The 18,378-nt window shown below is 59.7% G+C and carries 14 protein-coding genes; 6 read left to right on the top strand and 8 right to left on the bottom strand.

Features of this window, described 5'->3' with window-relative positions:
* Positions 1–183: 183 nt before the first annotated feature.
* Positions 184–1,260, bottom strand: a complete 1,077-nt coding sequence (gene mtnA, locus ACTJK7_RS18605; protein ID WP_108562939.1) for an S-methyl-5-thioribose-1-phosphate isomerase — start codon at positions 1,258–1,260, stop codon at positions 184–186.
* 108 nt (positions 1,261–1,368) lie between these two features.
* On the opposite strand from mtnA, the gene ACTJK7_RS18600 reads away from it, so the two are divergent.
* From ACTJK7_RS18600 to ACTJK7_RS18580, 5 genes are all read left to right on the top strand, one after another.
* Positions 1,369–2,703: a TRZ/ATZ family hydrolase gene (locus ACTJK7_RS18600; protein WP_064383399.1), complete on the top strand. Its 1,335-nt coding sequence runs from the start codon at positions 1,369–1,371 to the stop codon at positions 2,701–2,703.
* Positions 2,704–2,760: 57 nt separating this feature from the next.
* Positions 2,761–3,459: a bifunctional 2-polyprenyl-6-hydroxyphenol methylase/3-demethylubiquinol 3-O-methyltransferase UbiG gene (gene ubiG / locus ACTJK7_RS18595; protein ID WP_007950906.1), complete on the top strand. Its 699-nt coding sequence runs from the start codon at positions 2,761–2,763 to the stop codon at positions 3,457–3,459.
* 4 nt (positions 3,460–3,463) lie between these two features.
* Positions 3,464–4,135: an N-acetylmuramic acid 6-phosphate phosphatase MupP gene (gene mupP / locus ACTJK7_RS18590; RefSeq protein WP_323150852.1), complete on the top strand. Its 672-nt coding sequence runs from the start codon at positions 3,464–3,466 to the stop codon at positions 4,133–4,135.
* 80 nt (positions 4,136–4,215) lie between these two features.
* Positions 4,216–4,956, top strand: a complete 741-nt coding sequence (locus ACTJK7_RS18585) for a YciK family oxidoreductase (RefSeq protein WP_025113079.1) — start codon at positions 4,216–4,218, stop codon at positions 4,954–4,956.
* 362 nt (positions 4,957–5,318) lie between these two features.
* Positions 5,319–6,245 carry a GGDEF domain-containing protein gene (locus ACTJK7_RS18580; RefSeq protein ID WP_085655148.1) on the top strand — a complete coding sequence of 309 codons (927 nt, stop codon included), beginning with the start codon at positions 5,319–5,321 and terminating at the stop codon, positions 6,243–6,245.
* A gap of 62 nt (positions 6,246–6,307) precedes the next feature.
* On the opposite strand, the gene ACTJK7_RS18575 is transcribed toward ACTJK7_RS18580, so the two are convergent.
* Both ACTJK7_RS18575 and ACTJK7_RS18570 read right to left on the bottom strand, forming a co-directional pair.
* Positions 6,308–7,102, bottom strand: coding sequence for a TenA family transcriptional regulator (locus ACTJK7_RS18575; RefSeq protein WP_064383403.1), 795 nt, complete (start codon positions 7,100–7,102; stop codon positions 6,308–6,310).
* 46 nt (positions 7,103–7,148) lie between these two features.
* On the bottom strand, positions 7,149–9,611 hold the full coding sequence (locus ACTJK7_RS18570; protein ID WP_064383405.1) for an EAL domain-containing protein: 2,463 nt from the start codon (positions 9,609–9,611) through the stop codon (positions 7,149–7,151).
* 212 nt (positions 9,612–9,823) lie between these two features.
* On the opposite strand from ACTJK7_RS18570, the gene ACTJK7_RS18565 reads away from it, so the two are divergent.
* Entirely contained in the window at positions 9,824–13,987 is a 4,164-nt protein-coding gene (locus ACTJK7_RS18565) for a hypothetical protein (RefSeq protein ID WP_440780190.1), read from the top strand.
* Between the two features lies 1 nt (position 13,988).
* Here ACTJK7_RS18565 and ACTJK7_RS18560 read toward each other — a convergent pair whose 3' ends face one another.
* From ACTJK7_RS18560 to ACTJK7_RS18540, 5 genes are all read right to left on the bottom strand, one after another.
* On the bottom strand, positions 13,989–15,806 hold the full coding sequence (locus tag ACTJK7_RS18560) for an ABC transporter ATP-binding protein (RefSeq protein ID WP_108562942.1): 1,818 nt from the start codon (positions 15,804–15,806) through the stop codon (positions 13,989–13,991).
* Positions 15,799–16,401, bottom strand: a complete 603-nt coding sequence (locus tag ACTJK7_RS18555) for a DsbA family protein (protein ID WP_170928299.1) — start codon at positions 16,399–16,401, stop codon at positions 15,799–15,801. The genes ACTJK7_RS18560 and ACTJK7_RS18555 overlap by 8 nt, the downstream gene beginning before the upstream one ends.
* Positions 16,402–16,436: 35 nt before the next feature.
* Positions 16,437–17,378 carry an oxygen-dependent tRNA uridine(34) hydroxylase TrhO gene (trhO, locus tag ACTJK7_RS18550; protein ID WP_323150853.1) on the bottom strand — a complete coding sequence of 314 codons (942 nt, stop codon included), beginning with the start codon at positions 17,376–17,378 and terminating at the stop codon, positions 16,437–16,439.
* Positions 17,379–17,495: 117 nt separating this feature from the next.
* Positions 17,496–17,795 (bottom strand): BolA family protein, encoded by a 300-nt coding sequence (locus tag ACTJK7_RS18545; RefSeq protein WP_007950896.1) that lies wholly within the window; start codon positions 17,793–17,795, stop codon positions 17,496–17,498.
* 12 nt (positions 17,796–17,807) lie between these two features.
* Entirely contained in the window at positions 17,808–18,326 is a 519-nt protein-coding gene (locus ACTJK7_RS18540; protein WP_011335385.1) for a DUF2059 domain-containing protein, read from the bottom strand.
* Between the last annotated feature and the right edge of the window lie 52 nt (positions 18,327–18,378).

Below are 18,378 nucleotides of genomic sequence, written 5' to 3'. Positions count from 1 at the left end.
AGAGGCTCAGAGCTTCCCTGAATGCGAATTTGAGGTCAGGTTTGGGGATGTTTATTGACAATAATGGCCTCATCGCTGGCAAGTCGAGTCGTCGCACCGCAGCTCCCACAAGATCGGCGGCGTGCACAAAACCTGTGGGAGCTGGCTTGCCAGCGATAGAGTCCGAACAGACGCCAGCGTCAATCAATGCAGGCGCTTGCGGCACATCAACTGGGCCATTTTCGCGGTGTCCGGGCGCTCGACGATGCCTTTCTCGGTGACGATTGCATCGATCAGGTCCGCCGGCGTTACGTCAAATACCGGATTGAACGCCTCGACATCCGCCCCGACACGCTTGCCGCCAACCTCCAGCAACTCGGCGCCGTCGCGCTCTTCGATAGGGATGTCATCCCCGCTGGCCAGATTCATGTCGATGGTCGAACTCGGCGCCACCACCATGAAACGCACGCCGTGATGCATGGCGTTGACCGCCAGTTGATAGGTGCCGATCTTGTTCGCCACGTCGCCGTTGGCGGTGATCCGATCGGCGCCGACGATCACCCAGGTCACGCCTTTGGTCTTCATGATGTGCGCAGCGGCGGAGTCGGCATTCAGGGTCACCGGAATGCCTTCGTTGGCCAGCTCCCACGCGGTCAGCCGCGAGCCTTGCAGCCACGGCCGGGTTTCGTCGGCGTAGACACGCTCGACCATGCCCTCGATGAACGCTGCGCGAATCACTCCGAGCGCCGTGCCGAAACCGCCAGTGGCCAGGGCGCCGGTGTTGCAGTGCGTCAGAATCGCCTGGGCATTGCCCTGATGCTTGCGGATCAGGTCGACGCCAAGTTGAGCCATGGTCAGGTTGGCTTCGCGATCACTTTCATGAATGGCGATGGCTTCGGCTTCCAGCGCCGCCAACGGATCGGCGTTTTCCTTCAAGCGATCCAGCCGGTCGTGCATGCGGTTCAACGCCCAGAACAGGTTGACCGCTGTCGGACGAGAGTCGGCCAGCAGCATGAAATCCTCCTCCAGTGCCGCGTACCAGTCGCCACCTTCGGCAATCCGGGTACGGGCCGCCAGCACGATGCCGTAGGCGGCACTGATGCCGATGGCCGGCGCACCGCGCACCACCATCGAGCGGATTGCCTCGGCCACGCCGGCGGCGCTGGTGTAGGCGATCCAGTTTTCCTCGAACGGCAAAACGCGCTGATCCAGCAGGTGGAGCGCGCCATCACGCCAATCGATGGCCTTTACTTTCTCCGCAGCCAACAGTCGATCGCGCATCCCTCACCCCGCACTCATGAACAAAAGCCGGCGATTATAGCGATCCCCCCGCGAAGACGCTCGGGTATACTTCGCCATCCTTTACAAAAGCACTGGAACCGACCCTCGATGCCGAAACCTGCCATTGTGCTCGACTTATTATTGCTGCCGACCTGGCTGGTACCCGTCGAACCTGCAGGCGTTGTGCTCAAGGAGCATGGCCTGGGCATCCGCGACGGGCGCATCGTGTTTATCGGCCCGCGTGCCGAAGCGCTGAAGTGTAACGCTGCCGAAGTCCGCGAACTGCCGGACGTTCTGCTCAGCCCCGGCCTGATCAACGCCCACGGCCATGCTGCCATGACCCTGTTCCGTGGCCTGGCCGACGATCTGCCGCTGATGACCTGGCTGGAAAACCACATCTGGCCGGCCGAGGGCAAATGGGTCGATGAAGATTTTGTGCGTGACGGCACCGACCTGGCCATCGCCGAGCAGATAAAAGGTGGCATCACCTGTTTCTCGGACATGTACTTCTTCCCGAAGGTTGCGAGCGAGCGCGTGCACAACAGTGGAATCCGTGCGCAGATCGCGATTCCGATCCTCGATTTCCCGATTCCGGGTGCCGCCAGCGCCGATGAAGCCATTCGTCAGGGCGTCGAACTGTTCGGCGACCTGAAGCATCACGAACGCATCAAGATCACCTTCGGCCCTCATGCACCCTACACCGTGGGCGACGAGAACCTGGAAAAAATCCGCGTGATCGCCGAAGAGCTGGATGCCTCGATCCACATGCACGTTCACGAAACCGCGTTCGAAGTACAGCAAGCGGTCGAACAGCGCGGCGAACGCCCGCTGGCACGTCTCGGTCGCCTCGGCCTGCTCGGCCCGCGTTTCCAGGCCGTGCACATGACCCAGATCAGCGATGACGACCTGGCGTTGCTGGTAGAAAGCAACACCAGCGTGATCCACTGCCCGGAGTCGAATCTGAAACTGGCCAGCGGCTTCTGCCCGGTGGAGCGCCTGTGGCAGGCCGGGGTCAACGTCGCGGTCGGCACCGATGGCGCCGCGAGCAACAATGACCTGGATCTGCTGGGCGAAACCCGCACCGCCGCCCTGCTGGCCAAAGCGGTCGCCGGCTCGGCCACCGCGCTGGACGCCCATCGGGCCTTGCGCATGGCCACGCTGAACGGCGCGCGTGCCTTGGGAATCGAAGCCGAGACCGGCTCGCTGGAGCTCGGCAAGGCCGCAGACATCGTCGCCTTCGACCTGTCCGGCCTGGCGCAACAACCGGTCTATGACCCGGTCTCGCAGCTTATATACGCCACCGGTCGCGACTGCGTGAAACACCTGTGGGTTGCCGGCAAGCAGTTGCTTGACGACCGGCGTCTGACCCGACTTGACGAACAACTGCTCGGCGAAACCGCCCGGGCCTGGGGCCGACGCATCAGCGGCCACACCGAATCGTAAACACTCCGGGGCAAACGCCGGGGCTACAGACTTTTTCAAGTTTTAGAGGATTGAATCATGAGCAACGTCGACCACGCCGAAATCGCCAAATTCGAAGCCCTGGCCCATCGTTGGTGGGATCGCGAAAGCGAGTTCAAACCGCTGCACGACATCAACCCGCTGCGGGTCAACTGGATTGACGAGCGCGTCAACCTGGCCGGCAAAAAGGTCCTCGACGTCGGTTGCGGCGGCGGCATTCTCAGCGAAGCCATGGCCCAGCGCGGCGCGACCGTGACTGGCATCGACATGGGCGAAGCACCGTTGGCAGTCGCGCAACTGCATCAGCTGGAATCCGGGGTGAACGTCGAGTACCGCCAGATCACCGCCGAAGCCCTGGCTGAAGAAATGCCCGAGCAGTTCGACGTCGTCACCTGCCTGGAAATGCTCGAACACGTACCGGACCCGTCCTCGGTGATCCGTGCCTGCTTCCGCATGGTCAAGCCCGGCGGCCAGGTGTTCTTCTCCACCATCAACCGCAATCCGAAGGCGTACCTGTTCGCCATCGTCGGCGCCGAATACATCATGAAGCTGCTGCCGCGCGGCACCCACGACTTCAAGAAATTCATCCGTCCGTCCGAGCTGGGTGCCTGGAGCCGCATGGCCGGCCTGACCGTCAAGGACATCATCGGTCTGACCTACAACCCGCTGACCAAGCACTACAAGCTGGCGGCGGACGTTGACGTCAACTACATGATCCAGACCCTGCGCGAGGAGTAAGCCGATGGCCATCAGAGCAGTCCTTTTCGACATGGACGGCACTCTGCTCGACACCGCGCCGGACTTCATCGCCATCTGCCAGGCGATGCGCGCGGATCGTGGCTTGCCGCCGATGAACGACAAACACATCCGCGATGAAATCTCCGGCGGCGCCAAGGCCATGGTCGCGGTGACGTTCTCGATGGATCCGGAGTCGCCGGGCTTCGAGGAGTTGCGTCTGGAGTTCCTCGAGCGCTATCTGGTGGGTTGCGCCGTGCACAGCAAGCTGTTCGACGGCATGGGCGAATTACTGGCCGACATCGAGAAAGCCAATCTGGTCTGGGGTGTAGTCACCAACAAGCCGCTGCGCTTCGCCGAGCCGATCATGCAGCAACTGGGACTGGCCGAGCGCTCTGCGCTGCTGATCTGCCCGGATCACGTGAAGAACAGCAAGCCGGATCCCGAGATGCTGACTCTTGCCTGCAAGATGCTTGATCTGGATCCGTCGAGCGTTCTGTTTATCGGCGATGATCTGCGCGATATCGAATCCGGCCGTGACGCCGGCACCAAAACCGCTGCCGTGACCTATGGCTACATTCACCCCGACGACAACCCTCGTCATTGGGGCGCGGACGTGGTGGTGGATCATCCGCTGGAGTTGCGCAAGGTGCTGGATAACGCTCTGTGCAGTTGCTGAGTGGTGCTGCAAAGCGACCATCGCTGCATTCCCGCGCAAGACGCGGGAACGATCAGAAGTTAATGGATTAGAGGTTTCTTATGTTTGATTACTCCGCTCGCCCCGAATTGCTCAAGGATCGGGTCATTCTGGTCACCGGTGCCGGTCGCGGCATCGGCGCGGCTGCCGCCAAGACCTACGCCGCCCACGGTGCGACCGTGCTGCTGCTGGGCAAGACCGAAGCCAACCTGACCCAGGTCTACGACGAGATCGAAGCCGCCGGGCATCCGCAGCCGGCAGTGATCCCGTTCAACCTCGAAACCGCCCTGCCCCATCAATACGATGAGCTGGCGGCAATGATCGAGACCGAGTTCGGCCACCTTGACGGCCTGCTGCACAACGCCTCTATCATTGGCCCGCGCACGCCGATCGAGCAGTTGTCCGGTGAAAACTTCATGCGTGTCATGCAGGTCAACGTCAACGCGATGTTCATGCTCACCAGCACCCTGCTGCCGCTGCTGAAACTGTCGCAGGATGCCTCGGTGGTCTTCACCTCCAGCAGTGTCGGCCGCAAGGGCCGTGCTTACTGGGGCGCCTATGGCGTATCGAAGTTCGCTACCGAAGGTCTGATGCAAACCCTGGCCGACGAAGTCGACGGCGTGGCGCCGGTGCGCTCCAACAGCATCAACCCCGGGGGAACCCGCACCAGCATGCGTGCCCAGGCGTATCCAGGTGAAAACCCGCTGAACAATCCGACGCCGGAAGAGATCATGCCGGTCTACCTCTACCTGATGGGCCCGGACAGCACCGGTATCAATGGTCAGGCCTTCAACGCCCAGTAATGCCATACGTCGCATTTGTTGCCGTGGCGGAATACCGTCGCGGCATGCAATTGCCGCTTTGAGCGCAGCAAATTCAGTCAAATAACCACCGCCCCTTCTCCAGCTAAAATCCCAAGCCATTGATTAAGAACGGTTTTAATAAAATATGAACCGTATGGCATGACTTTCGCTCTACATTTCCTCAAAGCACGCCGAGTGAAGGCAGTCGGGCAAGGCCTGATTCGATAGCTGACTAATCGTAATCGGGCAGACTAAACTTACGCCAAATGTCCTACGGGACTGATGGATCAGTATGACGCGCAGCCCATAGCCGCTCTCACCCAGCCTGTAAGACAGACTTACTGCTTAGGGGCTCACGCCATATGAAATCACCCTCCCAGACCACTGCAATTGACTTCGACAGTGCCAAATTGCAACGCCTGGGCTTTGGTCAGCAGCCGCCTCTCCTGGCGCGACCTGTCAGCCTGGCGCAACTGCGCCAGCAAATGAGCCTGCAACTGCAAACCAGCCTTGAACCTCAACGCATCCTCGGTCTGTTTTTCCGCGAAGTTCAGCGTCTGGTGCCGCTGGACGCCTTGACCTACGTGCACAACGGCAGCGACCTGCGCCTGGAGTTCGGTGCCCGCGGCCACCACTCGGCCAGCTACCGCCTCAGCCACGAAGGCGAGCACATGGGTGAGCTGGTGTTCCGCCGCAACCAGCGCTTCAGCGAACAGGAACTGGGCAATCTCGAATCGCTGCTGTCCGCCCTGCTGTACCCGATGCGCAATGCCCTGCTCTACCGCGCCGCCACGCAAAGCGCCCTGCGTGATCCATTGACCGGTGCCGGCAACCGTATTGCCATGGAGCAGACACTGCAACGTGAAATCGAGATGTCCCGCCGGCACCTGCAACCGTTGTCGTTGCTGATGCTGGACATCGACCATTTCAAACAGGTCAACGACCTTCATGGTCACAGCGCCGGCGACGACGTGCTCAAAGCCGTGGCGGCATCGATCAAGGGCCAGTTGCGCAATGTCGATATGGTGTTCCGTTATGGCGGGGAAGAGTTTCTGATTCTGCTGTCCAACACCGGGCGTGATGCGGCCGCCATGGTCGGTGAGCGCCTGCGTCAGGCAGCCCAGGCCCAGGATTACTATGCCAATAATCGATTGATCGAACTGACCGTGAGTCTCGGCTGCTCGACCCTGTTGCCGGGCGAATCCGCCGAAAGCCTGCTGCGCCGTGCCGACAGCGCGCTGTATGTGGCCAAGCGCGAGGGCCGCAATCGCCTGACCATGGCGGGCTAGATATTCGCTGCCAACAAAAAACGGGAGCCAGGGCTCCCGTTTTTTTATTGATGTCGCCGAAACTAGCTCTCGACCAGTGCCCGACGCTCACGCCCGACCATCACCCGCTCCGACAGTTCGAGCTGCATGCAGCGCTCGAGGAACAGGTACATGTAGTCATAACTCTTGCAGATCGCCTGTCGCAGCTCCGCCTGCAGGGCTTTGCTCGGGTTCATCCCGGCGAGGGTGCAGATGATCTCCAGCGCTTCCCACGGATGGGCATCGTCGTACTGGGCGTGCATCTTCAGCCACTTCATGGCCCGCTTGCGATCCTCTTCAGGAAAAGCGGCGGCATAGACACCCGTCGAACACACCAGCGCCGACCACTCCCCGGTCGCGCCTTCGATGGCGTAGTTGGTGGCCGCGATGGCCACGATCAGTGAATCCGCCGAACTGGTGTGCCAGCACCAGTGGCTCAGGGCGTGCAATTCCGGCGGCACTTGCTGCGCCTGCAGATCTTCCAGGCTCACCCCATGGGCCCGGCTCCAATGCAGCCAATAATCGGCGTGGTTGAGTTCGACGCGAATATTGCGCATCAACCAGCGCCGCGCCATGTCTTCACCCGGATGACGGGCGAATTTGGTCTTGGTGAGATTCTGCGCCATGTACAACGCGAATTGCTCAACGACGGGCCAGCCCCCGATCAGGTACTGGCGCATGGTTCTGGCGCTGAGCTTGTTATCACGCATACGCAGATAAAGTTCATGTTCGACAACCCGGCGTTTGCTCTCGCTGCAATCCTGGATCAGTTGTTGCGCCCAGGCGGGATAACTTGCAGCTTCCATGAGTGGTCCGGTTCGGTTGAATGTGTCGATCACTGTTCGGCTCCTTTTGATTTGTGATTGTAAGGATCGGCAAGAGATTTCAACGGAACGTGCCAGGCGCCTTGAATAACAACGGCTGCGGTCTGGCGGGCCGACTTTGCAAACTGTCACAGGTAAACAACTGCGGACGCTCCACTACATAACCCTGAGCGTAATCCACGCCGATTTCAAGCAATGCCTGCTCGATCTGCGCTGTTTCGACAAACTCGGCAATTGTCTGCTTACCCATGACATGCCCGATGTGATTGATCACTTCGACCATTGCACGGTTAATCGGGTCGTCCAGCATATCCTTTACGAAACTCCCGTCGATCTTCAGGAAGTCTACAGGCAAATGTTTCAGATAAGCGAATGAAGACATTCCGGCGCAAAAGTCATCCAGCGAAAAATAACATCCCAAGCCTTTGAGTTCATTAATAAATCTGATTGCGCTCCCGAGATTTGCAATGGCACTGGTTTCTGTAATTTCAAAACAAATCATTTCAGGCGGTATGCCGTAGTTATCAAACTGTTCCCGCAGAAAGTGCAAGAACGCGTCATCTCCGATAGTAATGCCTGAAAGATTAATCGCACACATTGCCAGAGGGCCTTCGCACTTATCGTTAATACATTGAGCAATAACCTTAAATACATTCTGAACAACCCATCGATCCAGCGAGGTCATCAAACCGTAACGTTCCGCCGCCGGTATGAAACTGTCCGGCAGAATCATCCGGCCCGCTTCGTCATGCAGACGCAGCAGAATTTCGATATGTCCGCGAGTGCCACCGGCAACCGAACCCAGCGGGGCGATTTCCTGGGCGTAGAGGCAGAAGCGGTTTTCTTCCAGGGCCATGTGCAGGCGTTGCACCCAAGCCATCTCGCCAAAGCGCAGGGACAATTCCGAGTCGTCGGCATGGTAGACCTGCACCCGGTTGCGACCCTTTTCCTTGGCCATGTAGCAAGCCATATCGGCGGCCCGCAACGAGGCCTCGAGAGTGGTCGGGTTCTGTGCGACGTGCACCAGACCAATGCTGACGGTGGTCAGGAATGGCCGCCCCTTCCAGACAAAATGCAGATTTTGCACGGTCTGACGCAGCCCCTCGGCGATCTTCTCAGCCGCCTCCGGTGCGCAGTTCTCCAGCAGGATGCCGAACTCGTCGCCGCCAAGCCGCGCCAGGGTGTCGCCTTCGCGCAGACCCGATTGCAGCAACGCACAGATATGCCGCAGCAACTCATCGCCGGCCGCATGCCCGCAGGTGTCATTGACCAGTTTGAATTGATCCAGATCGAGGAACATCAGCGCATGCCGCCCGGCCTGGCGCGTCAGGTTGTGCAGTGCCTGTTCGAGCCGGTATTCGAATTCGCGACGGTTGGCCAGCCCGGTCAGTGCATCGTGGGTGGCCTGCCATGACAGATTGGCGATGTATTGCCGCTCCTGGGTCATGTCATGCAGCACCAGCACCGCCCCACTGACCTTGCCGGCATTGCGGATCGGCGCGCCGACCAGGGTCACCGACACGGTGCTGCCGTCCAGTCGCTGGATCAGCTTCGAGTGTTCGCTGCCGCCGGTCAGCTGGCCACTGAGAATGTGCTCGATCAGGGTCAGCCCTTCCGTCTGGGCGTTGTCATCCAGCAAATTGAACAACGCCGCCAGCGGCAGACCGGACGCCTGCTCGGCCTTCCAGTGGGTCAACGCCTCGGCGGCCGGATTCATGTAGTCGATCGCCCCGCTCACGTCGGTGGTGATCACACCGTCGCCAATCGAATGCAGGGTGACATGCGCGCGATCTTTTTCCAGTTGCAACGCTTCGGCGAAAGCATGACGCTGCTTGAGCAGTTTGCGGGTGCGCAGCAGCGCCAGCACGATCAGGCCCAGTGCGGTGGCCAGGTTGGTAAACAACAGCAGGCGCAGAATCATCCGCGAGCCTTCACCCAGGGCATCGCTGAACGCCTTGGCGGCCGGGGTCACGCCGTCGTTGATCGCAAAGATCCGGTCCTTCCAGCGGCGGATATCGGCCTCGGTGGCGGCATTGGCGGTGATGCGCTGATGCATCTCCTGCGCCACGCCGTCGAGCTCTACCAGATAGGCATCGCCCAGGGTCCAGCGGTCGATGGCAATTTCCAGATAACTGAAGTGACGGAAATTCAGGTACAGCCAGATCAGGCTGGAGACATCGTCCGGGTGGTTGCCGCCCTTGAGAATGCCCTCGCGTGCCGCCTGCAGGTCGGGCGGTTGCTTGTCCAGTGCCAGACGCAACTGATGACCGCCCTGAGGCACGGCAATGGCGTTCTGGTACTTGAGGTAGATCGCATCATCACGGCTGTCGGCGTACAGGTTGAGGTAATAGATGGCGTCTTTCTGACCCTTGGACCACAGGCTCTCGCCCGCCACATAACCGCGAACGGCCGACAGGACATAAAGACTCACGCCCCCCAGCAACGCCTGAAACAACACGACGGCGATGAATGGCCAGACGATGCCCAACAACCGAGGCGTTCCGAGAGTCCGCTTTTGCTTCATGGTATTCCTTGCATGAGCACTGCCTGATCGTCCTGCGAACATCCCCCCAAGACTAGGAGGCCTTCCCGGTTCCGGCAAGCGACGGATCCGCCTCAGTTCAGGACAGAAGCCGGATAGACATATATACGGCCACACTCGCAGGCGGGACCGATTAACTGGGCACTCCAGGCATTCTCCCTTTTTGGCGGGAATGCTTTCACAAGGAGTGTGACATGACCTCGACGTCTCCAGCTTCAATCGATCCATCGGCAATTGCAGAATCGAGCGCTCGCAAGACGCTGGGTCTGGATGCCGGCCCGGATATCGAATCCCTGGTTCCCCGACCGACCGCCAGGGACCGGAAAAAGTTCAAGGCCGCGCAGCTTGCGACACCAGCCCCTGCGCCCTCCATGACCCTTGAACAGTACACGGCGAAAAGCATCAATGAACGAATGATCGAAACGGTCAAATCCTTTCTGATCGGCAAGCCCTCGCTGATTCGTCATTTGAGCGGCGATATCCTGCGCCTCGCAGCCCCGGAAGCGCTGCGCGCAACACCTTCGGTTTTCCTCCAGCGAATACTCAATACCCCGGAATCACTGGATCTGACAGAACGGCTACTGAAAAAGCTCAAATGGTACGGCGCTTCCCCAGGCGAACAGACGCCGGCGTCGGTGCGTTATCAATTGATCTGCAAAGCCATCTGCCTCTATCTGCACACCCCCTCAGCTGACGAGCCGCAAGCGCTCGCCGGTTTTCACTGGCAAGACCCGGCCCACTGGGGCAAGAGCTACCAGACCTTGCGCCACGAATTCGAACAGCATTTGCTGCGCAGCGGCCGGGTTGCCAACACCAAAGAGGCGATCCTTCTGGCTCGGGTATTCCAGACCCGCCTTTCGAAAGACTTCAGCGTGCGCGATGTACCACCGGAGCTTCGTTACAAGACGTCCGTGGTCTGGGTGAACTTCATGCACGGCGTACTGCTGGCCGAGGAAACCGGTCTGGATCAATCAGCGCCCTTGTCCTTCCAGCAACTGGTTGATCTGCCGCTGCAACGCAGCGCCGGCGCATCGGCCGAACAACTCGAGGCGATTGCACGACTGCGTATGGCTCCTGCCCTGGAATGGGCCGTCTGCACGGGCGCCATTGCGCAGCGAACGACAACCGCTTACGACCAGGAAGATATCAACCGCGCACTGTCGACTCTGGAAGAACACACCGAGCGCCTGAACAACGCCGTGAAGACACTGGACTTGCGTCCACCTGAGCGACTGCAGATGGCCAGGCAGGTCATGACGAACGTTTTCAGAGGCGTCACGTTCGCACGGGACGGGCGCAAATTGCTGTCGGCGGATCCTAGTCACAGCCATTCCAGGGCACCACTGGATCTGAACAAGCAGCAGGGCCAGGACTTTCTCGACGTCTATGCAGACGGTCAGCTTGATGGCAGCAAGCGATGGATCGTCTCCATGCCCGATGGTACAACGCGTTCGACCACCGCACTGAGGCTCGATGGACAGCGAGTGCTCCATGCCGAGCGGGAAAACTGGCGCGGCGGTTATGACCGGGTCGAAGACGGCGTCTACAGTTGGGCCGGCAATTTCTTGCCTGACATCAACGCCCGGTTCGAAACTGCGTTCAACGACTACCTGACAACCATCAGACAGGCTTATCAATCGCTGATTGCCAGTTTGCTGAGATCACTGCCAGCGGCAGATCGCCGGGCGCTGGCTCAAGGTGAAGTCCAGGTGCTGAGCCTGCGGCAGAAAACCGCGCCGAACGAGAAGTCGGAGCAGATCCGGGCAAGGAAGGGATTCGTTCTGAAAGTGATTTACAACACAGACATCACTTACTACGAGCTCATCCCGAGCGCGGGCGTCGTTCGTCAGCGAACCGGTTTGAGGTTTTCCACAATCGATGGCGTTCGAACAGAGTTTCCACTGCACGCCTCGATCCCGGGACAAAGCTATTCGCCCGAGCGCAATCTGAGCACTTCCCTCCTGCTCGACTGGTCCGCCCACTTCCACGGCAGAGTGCCGGCAGAGCGGGCATCGTGTCCGGGATACCTCGATATCATGGGGTTCATGCCGGCAGCGGTATCATCCGGCTCGACGGATGCCGAGGGTGAAGCCCTCCTGACGACATCCCGACTGAATGAACTGGCGGGTTATATCGCAACGAACTTTCTCTATGTAGATGAACAGCAACTGCACATACAGGCCCGCGGCATGACGTCCTTCGACGCCGCTCGGGCGAAAACCGAGAAGCGCCTGGAAACGTTCGTGTCCATCGTCAAGGGATTCGTGCCTTTCTGGGGCAGCATCGATGATCTTCTGTCGGACAGCACCTCAGGCAAAATCATGGGCGGGGTCGGACTCCTGTTTGATCTCGCATCGTTCCTTTGCCCTATCGGCAAATTCATCTCGGGCTCGGTGCGCCTGCTTCGTGCCACTGTCGGCAGCAGTCGCATGGCTATCAAAGCGAGCCTGCCGTCCTTCTCGACGCTGACTCGCAAGCTTCTGACCAATTCACTGGCAAATCTCAACCCGCTCGATGGCATTCCCACACTGCTTAAAAGTCTGGGAAGCGGTGCCGGCAGAGGACTGCTGTTCATCGGTCGGGCGAGTATCGGCGGCATCAGAAAACTCACGGGACATGCTGACGGCTACCGACTGGTTCATAACCTGCCCCAGGCCATCGATCCGGGGAACTGGAAGCCGCTGGCCAATACTGACGAGCTGGCAACGGTCAACGGCATCGATGACGTCATTGTGCGTCACACAAATGCGTTGGATCTGGAACAACTGCATCTGGTCGACCCGTTGACATCCCTGCCCTATGGCCCGCGCCTGCGCAACAACAGCCGGGATCTCATCCAGGGCAGATCCACTTTCAGGAAGCTGCCGCCCACCGAATCCCACGCTCTGGCCGAAGTCCCGGAACACGCCCACGTTCGTGAAATGCTGGAGGTCGATGGCCGAACCACGCTGTTGATTGATGACATCCCCTATCGTCTGGATGGCGATCAATTGCGTCGGGCCGATCTGATTGATGATCTGTCGATGTTCAAAGCGATGCCCTGTCGGGTACGGCGCGCTGGTAACAATGTCTGCAAAACACGCTTTGTCACCGGTGATCCCGCGCCGACCCCGGGTACCGGCAGTTTCGACGAAAGCAAAGGCTGGGCCCCCTGGTTCGGAGACAGCATCTACACGCCCGCTGTTGATGGGCGAGCGAAGCTTCTCAAACACCTGAAAAGAAGAAACCAGCTCGACGCAACGATGGAGTTTCAGAAAGGGATATACGGCAGAATCAACGTAAAAACGCCCTACGGAACCCGAGGTGAATTCGACACCTTCCAGGCCGGCGCCACCATTGTTCCGGCTCTGGACGGATCGAAGCACTATATATTTACCCGGCTGGATGCCGGTGCCTTCTACGTCGCCGAACTTTCCAAGGGGCAAAACATTTCCGGCCCCCTGAAACTGCGCCAGGCCAAAACTCTGCCCGCCGATTTGCGAAAAGAACTGATGACCGTCTATACCGGCTCACTCAATGCCAACAACATGGCGAGAATCCACGGTGTGCCGGCAGTAGAGCGCGCACTGAAAAGTATGGACCAGATTGCCATTCCGATTGGTGGCCACCGGTATCCACCCAATACGCTCAAGCTGCTCAAGGTCGACACCAGTCCCGGTGAGGCGGTGCTGTTCGACCACTCCACGCGGATGATTGTCAGCCAACGCCCGACCGGAACAGCGTCCTGGTCTCGCAGCAGCACCGCACCAGAGCCCCTACGCCAAAGGGCTGCGAACATATTCGACACACTGTTTGTTGAGAAAACCATCAAGGTTGAGTCAGGCGCCGACTTGCGGATCAATCAAACGATGGAAAAACTCCAGAATCTGCTCCCGCGTCGCCTGCAAACCGAGAACGCGAGAAACATCGCTTACGCCGACATCGTAACCTCGACCGGCAAGCGTGAGGTTTACGTCAGTGTCTCCGGCGCAAAGGGACACACAGGGGAACTGCCACTGTTCAAACCTCCATTCGCCCCGGACAAGGTCATCGTCGGCGATACGACTTACTTCAACATCGACTTCGGCCAGACATTTGCCAGAACTTCTTTGAACGTCTCCCCACGGGGAAAAATATTGGCTATTCCCCATTCGATCAAGGATGTACACAACTACAAACCGGAGATGACCAGTCGACCGACCTCGCTGGACAGTGAATCCAAACTGATCAGTGTGCTTCGGCAAAAGTACCCGGACAACAAGATGATCACATCGGTGGATGTGGCGACCACCATGCCACCATGCACCAGCTGTTCAGTGGTCATGAAGGAGTTCGGCCACAACGGTGGTGCGGATGCACTGAAGGTCTTGTGGAACTGACCTACAACCGCTGCAAATGCCCATAAAGCTTGGCGTACAACCCACCATCGGCAATCAGTTGCTGATGGTCGCCATCTTCGGCCACTTGCCCGCCGTCGAACACCAGCACCCGGTCTGCCTGTTTCACCGCCGACAAGCGGTGGGCGATGATCAGCGTTGTGCGGCCATGGAGGAAGCGCGCCATGGCCTGGTGCAGGTTGTATTCGGTGGCGGCATCGAGGGCTGACGTCGCTTCGTCGAGGATCACCACTTTGGGTTCGGCGAGGATCATCCGGGCGATAGCCAGCCGTTGCCGCTGCCCCCCGGACAGACGCACGCCGGAGCGGCCGACGATGCTGTCGAGGCCGTCCGGCAAGGCGCGGATGGTGGGTTCGAGCTGGGCGATTTCCAGTGCCTGCCAGCAGGCTTCATCGCTGCGGGTACGACCCATGGTCAGGTTGGCGCGCACGGTGTCGTTGAACAGCGCCGGATGTTGCAACACCACAGCGACGTTTTCCCGAACCGTTTCCAGGCCGATTTCCTGCTGGCTCGAGCCGCCGAAACGGATCGTCCCCGCCAGTGGCGTGTACAGGCCCAGCAGCAATTGCACGAGGGTACTTTTGCCGCCACCGCTGGCACCGACAATCGCCACTTTTTCACCGGGGGCGATGGACAGGTTCAACTGATCCAGCACCAGTTCGTCGCCGTAACCGAAGCTCAGACCCTGCACCTGAATCCCGACGGTATCGCGGCCCTTGAACGGGTCGACGCCGCCGGGGTATTGCGGCTCGTCGGCGCGGGCCAGCAGTTCGTTGATCCGCGACAGCGCACCGCCCGCCGCGTAGTAGGCATATTGCAGGTTCAGCAGTTGTTCGACCGGGCCGATCATGAACCACAGGTAGCTGAACACCGCGAGCATCTGGCCAATCGACAGGTCAGAGAACAACACCGTCAACATGGCCGCCGCGCGAAAGATATCGATGCCGAACTGAAACAACAGGCCGCTGGCGCGGTTCGAAGCGTCGGTCTTCCACTGCGAGTTGACCGCGTAGTTGCGCACTTCCTGAGCCCGCAGGCCAAGGCGCCCCAGGAAGAAGCCCTGACGGTTGCCGGCCCGCACTTCCTGGATCGCATCGAGGGTTTCGCTCAGCGCCTGGGTGAAACGCGAGGTGCTGTCGTTCTCCAGTTTCTTCAGGTGTTTGACCCGTTTGCCCAACTGCACCGTGGCGTAAATCACCAAGGGGTTGAACAGCAGGATCAGCAGCGCCAGTTTCCAGTGCATCCACATCAGGATGCTGGCAGTGCCGACCAGCGTCAGCATCGCCACCAGAAAACGACTGAGGGTTTCTCCGACAAACTTGTCGAGGGTGTCGAGGTCGGTGACCAGGTGCGTGGTGACCGTGCCGCTGCCCAGGCTTTCGTATTCGCCGAGGGAGATCCGTTTGAGTCGTTCAATCAAACGCACGCGAATGCGATAAACGATGTCCTTGGCCAGCCGCGCAAACAACCGCGCCTGCAACACGCCAAAACACAGGGCGCTGCAGCGCAGGGTCAGCGTCACCACCAGCATCAGGCCGATGTAGCCCGCCGCTTGCTGCCACATTGAGGGCAGCACGTGGTTCATGACTTTCAGCGCAGCATCGCCATGGCCGAGCAGGACTTCGTCCACCAGCAACGGCAACAGCAGCGGAATCGGCACACTGCACAGCGTCGCCAGTACGGCCACGCCATTGGCGATCCACAGGGATTTTTTGTGATGAAGTGCCAATCGCCGGACTTCAGCCCAGCTCAGCCGGTCGACACGCTTGACGGCTGGCGTGTCATCGGCCGGGTCAGACACAGGCCGCGCGCTCCAGCCATCGACCGAGCAGCGGTGACAGTTCACTGAGCGGCTGGTAGCCGTTGGTCAGCAACGCCAGTTGGCCGTTGCGTTCGGCGAGCAGGGTCGGGAATCCGGCGATGCCCAGATCCTGGACCCAAGTAAAATCGGCCTGGGTCGCCTTGTGTTGATCGGCATGATCGAACAGGGCAGCAAATTCGATGCGCGGGACGCCGGCCTTTTCTGCCAGCTCCACCAGAACGCTGGCCTGGGTGACATCGCGACCTTCAGCGTAAAACGCGTGCTGGATCAGCCCGACCAGTTTCCACGCGCAATCCGGCGCCAGGCTGCGCGCCGTAACGATGGCCCGGCAGGCAGGCTCGGTGTCGTAGACAAAACCGTCGGGCAACGCGCCTTCGAACTTGAACGGCTGGCCGGTGGCCTCGGTGACCGCCTGCCAGTGTTCGAGAATGTAGCGCCGGGTGGTTGGCTCCAGCGCCGAACCGCTGCCGGTGCGCAACCCGCCGACCACCAGGTGCAGTTCCACCCCGGCGGCCTGCGCCTGCTCCACCAATGCCTTGGCCACCGGGGCAAATCCCCAGCACCACGAACACATCGGATCCATCACATAGAGCAGGCGTGCAGACATGATTAAGCCTCGGTGGATGCTTGCTTATAGTTGTAGCCGATCGGGTGCGGCATGTTGCGCGCTTTTGCCAGTTCGATCTGCTTCTGGCGGTCGATGGCGCTGCGGCGGGTCTTCTCGCTCAGGGAGTTCCAGCAGTGCGGGCAGCTGATGCCGGCCACGTAATGCTCGGAGGCGCGATCTTCAACGCTGACCGGGGTACGGCAGGCATGGCATTGATCGTAGTCGCCTTCGCTCAGGTCATGGCGCACGGTCACGCGGTTGTCGAACACAAAGCAGTCGCCCTGCCATTTGGTTTCTTCCTGCGGTACTTCTTCGAGGTACTTCAGGATGCCGCCCTTGAGGTGATAAACCTCTTCGAAGCCTTCGCCGAGCATGTAGCTCGAGGCCTTCTCGCAGCGGATGCCGCCGGTGCAGAACATCGCGACTTTCTTGTGCACGGCCGGATCGAAGTGTTCTTTGATGTAGTCGGGGAATTCGCGAAAACTGGTGGTTTTCGGATCAATGGCGCCTTCGAAGGTGCCGATCGAGACCTCGTAATCGTTGCGGGTGTCGATCAGCAGCACTTCCGGATCGCTGATCAGTGCGTTCCAGTCCCTGGGCTCGACGTAGGTGCCGACCTTCTTGTTCGGGTCGACGCCTTCGACGCCCAGGGTCACGATCTCTTTCTTGAGCTTGACCTTGGTGCGATAGAACGGCTGCTCGTCGCAGTACGATTCCTTGTGATCGATATCGACCATGCGCGGATCGTTGCGCAGCCAGGCCAGCAGGCCATCGATGCCTTCACGGCTGCCGGACACCGTGCCGTTGATGCCTTCTTCGGCGATCAGCAAGGTGCCTTTGATGCCGTTATCGACCATTGCTTGCAGCAGGGGCTCGCGCAGGTTGACGTAATCTTCGAGGGTGACGAACTTGTACAGTGCCGCCACGACAATCGGTTGTGTCATGGGTATTTCTCCAGGTGGCTACCCTCGTAAAGGGTGAACCGGATGCGAAAAAAAACGCGCCGGGTGAGCGGCGCGTTGCGGATTCTAGCAAAAAACCTCAGTTCATTGCTGCAAGGCTCAATGCTTGCTGCCGCCGGCACAGGTCGGCGACGCCGGAGCGACGCCTGTCTCTGCCCATTCCTGCGGGGTGTAGGTGTGCAGCGCCAACGCATGGAACTCGCCCATCAGCTCGCCGAGCGTGCCGTAGACTTTCTGGTGGCGCTTGACCCGGTTCAGGCCTTCGAACTGCGCACTGACCACCACTGCCTTGAAGTGGGTCTGCAACCCGCGACTGTGCATGTGGCTTTCGTCCAGCACTTGCAGATGCTCAGGCTGAAGCAGCGCCAGCGTCGATTCGATGCGTTGTTGCATGGTCATCACGAACTCCGCTTACTTCTTCTTGGCTGGAGCTGCGCCTTTCGGTGCCAGCTCGTTGGTCATGTCGTCCAGCAACTTGTTGACCACCGGTACGGCGCTTTCCAGTTTGGCCTGGGTCATCTGGGCCGACTGCTGGGTCAGTTGCGGCATTTTTTCCAGGACTTTCTTGCCCAGTGGTGACTGGTAGAACGCGACCAGATCTTTCAGTTCCTGTTCGCTGAAGTTGCTGGTGTAGAGCTTGACCATGTCCGGTTTGAGCTTGTTCCAGCCGATGGCCTGGTCCAGAGCGGCGTTGGCCTTGGCCTGGTAGGTATCCAGCACGGCTTTCTTGGATTCCGGCGCCTTGGTCTGTTCAAAACGCTGGGCGAACATCTGCTGCACCTGCATGTACACCGGAGTGCCCAGCTTGTCAGCGTGCGCCAGGGTCAGGAAAGTTTCGGCACTGGCGTTGTGGCTGGCGGTATCGGCAAGCACCTGGCCGCTGGCGCAGACCAGGGCAACCGCGGTGCAGATGGCACGAAGACGAGTCATCGAGTTTCCTTTTCAGCTAGGCGAGGTAAAACCCCAAGGGCGACCATTCTGC

This window comes from Pseudomonas sp. 22085 (assembly GCF_052045815.1).
GTDB lineage: Bacteria > Pseudomonadota > Gammaproteobacteria > Pseudomonadales > Pseudomonadaceae > Aquipseudomonas > Aquipseudomonas glycinae.
The sequence above is the reverse complement of the archived record's forward strand: the minus strand, read 5'-3'. Positions and strand labels throughout refer to the sequence as shown.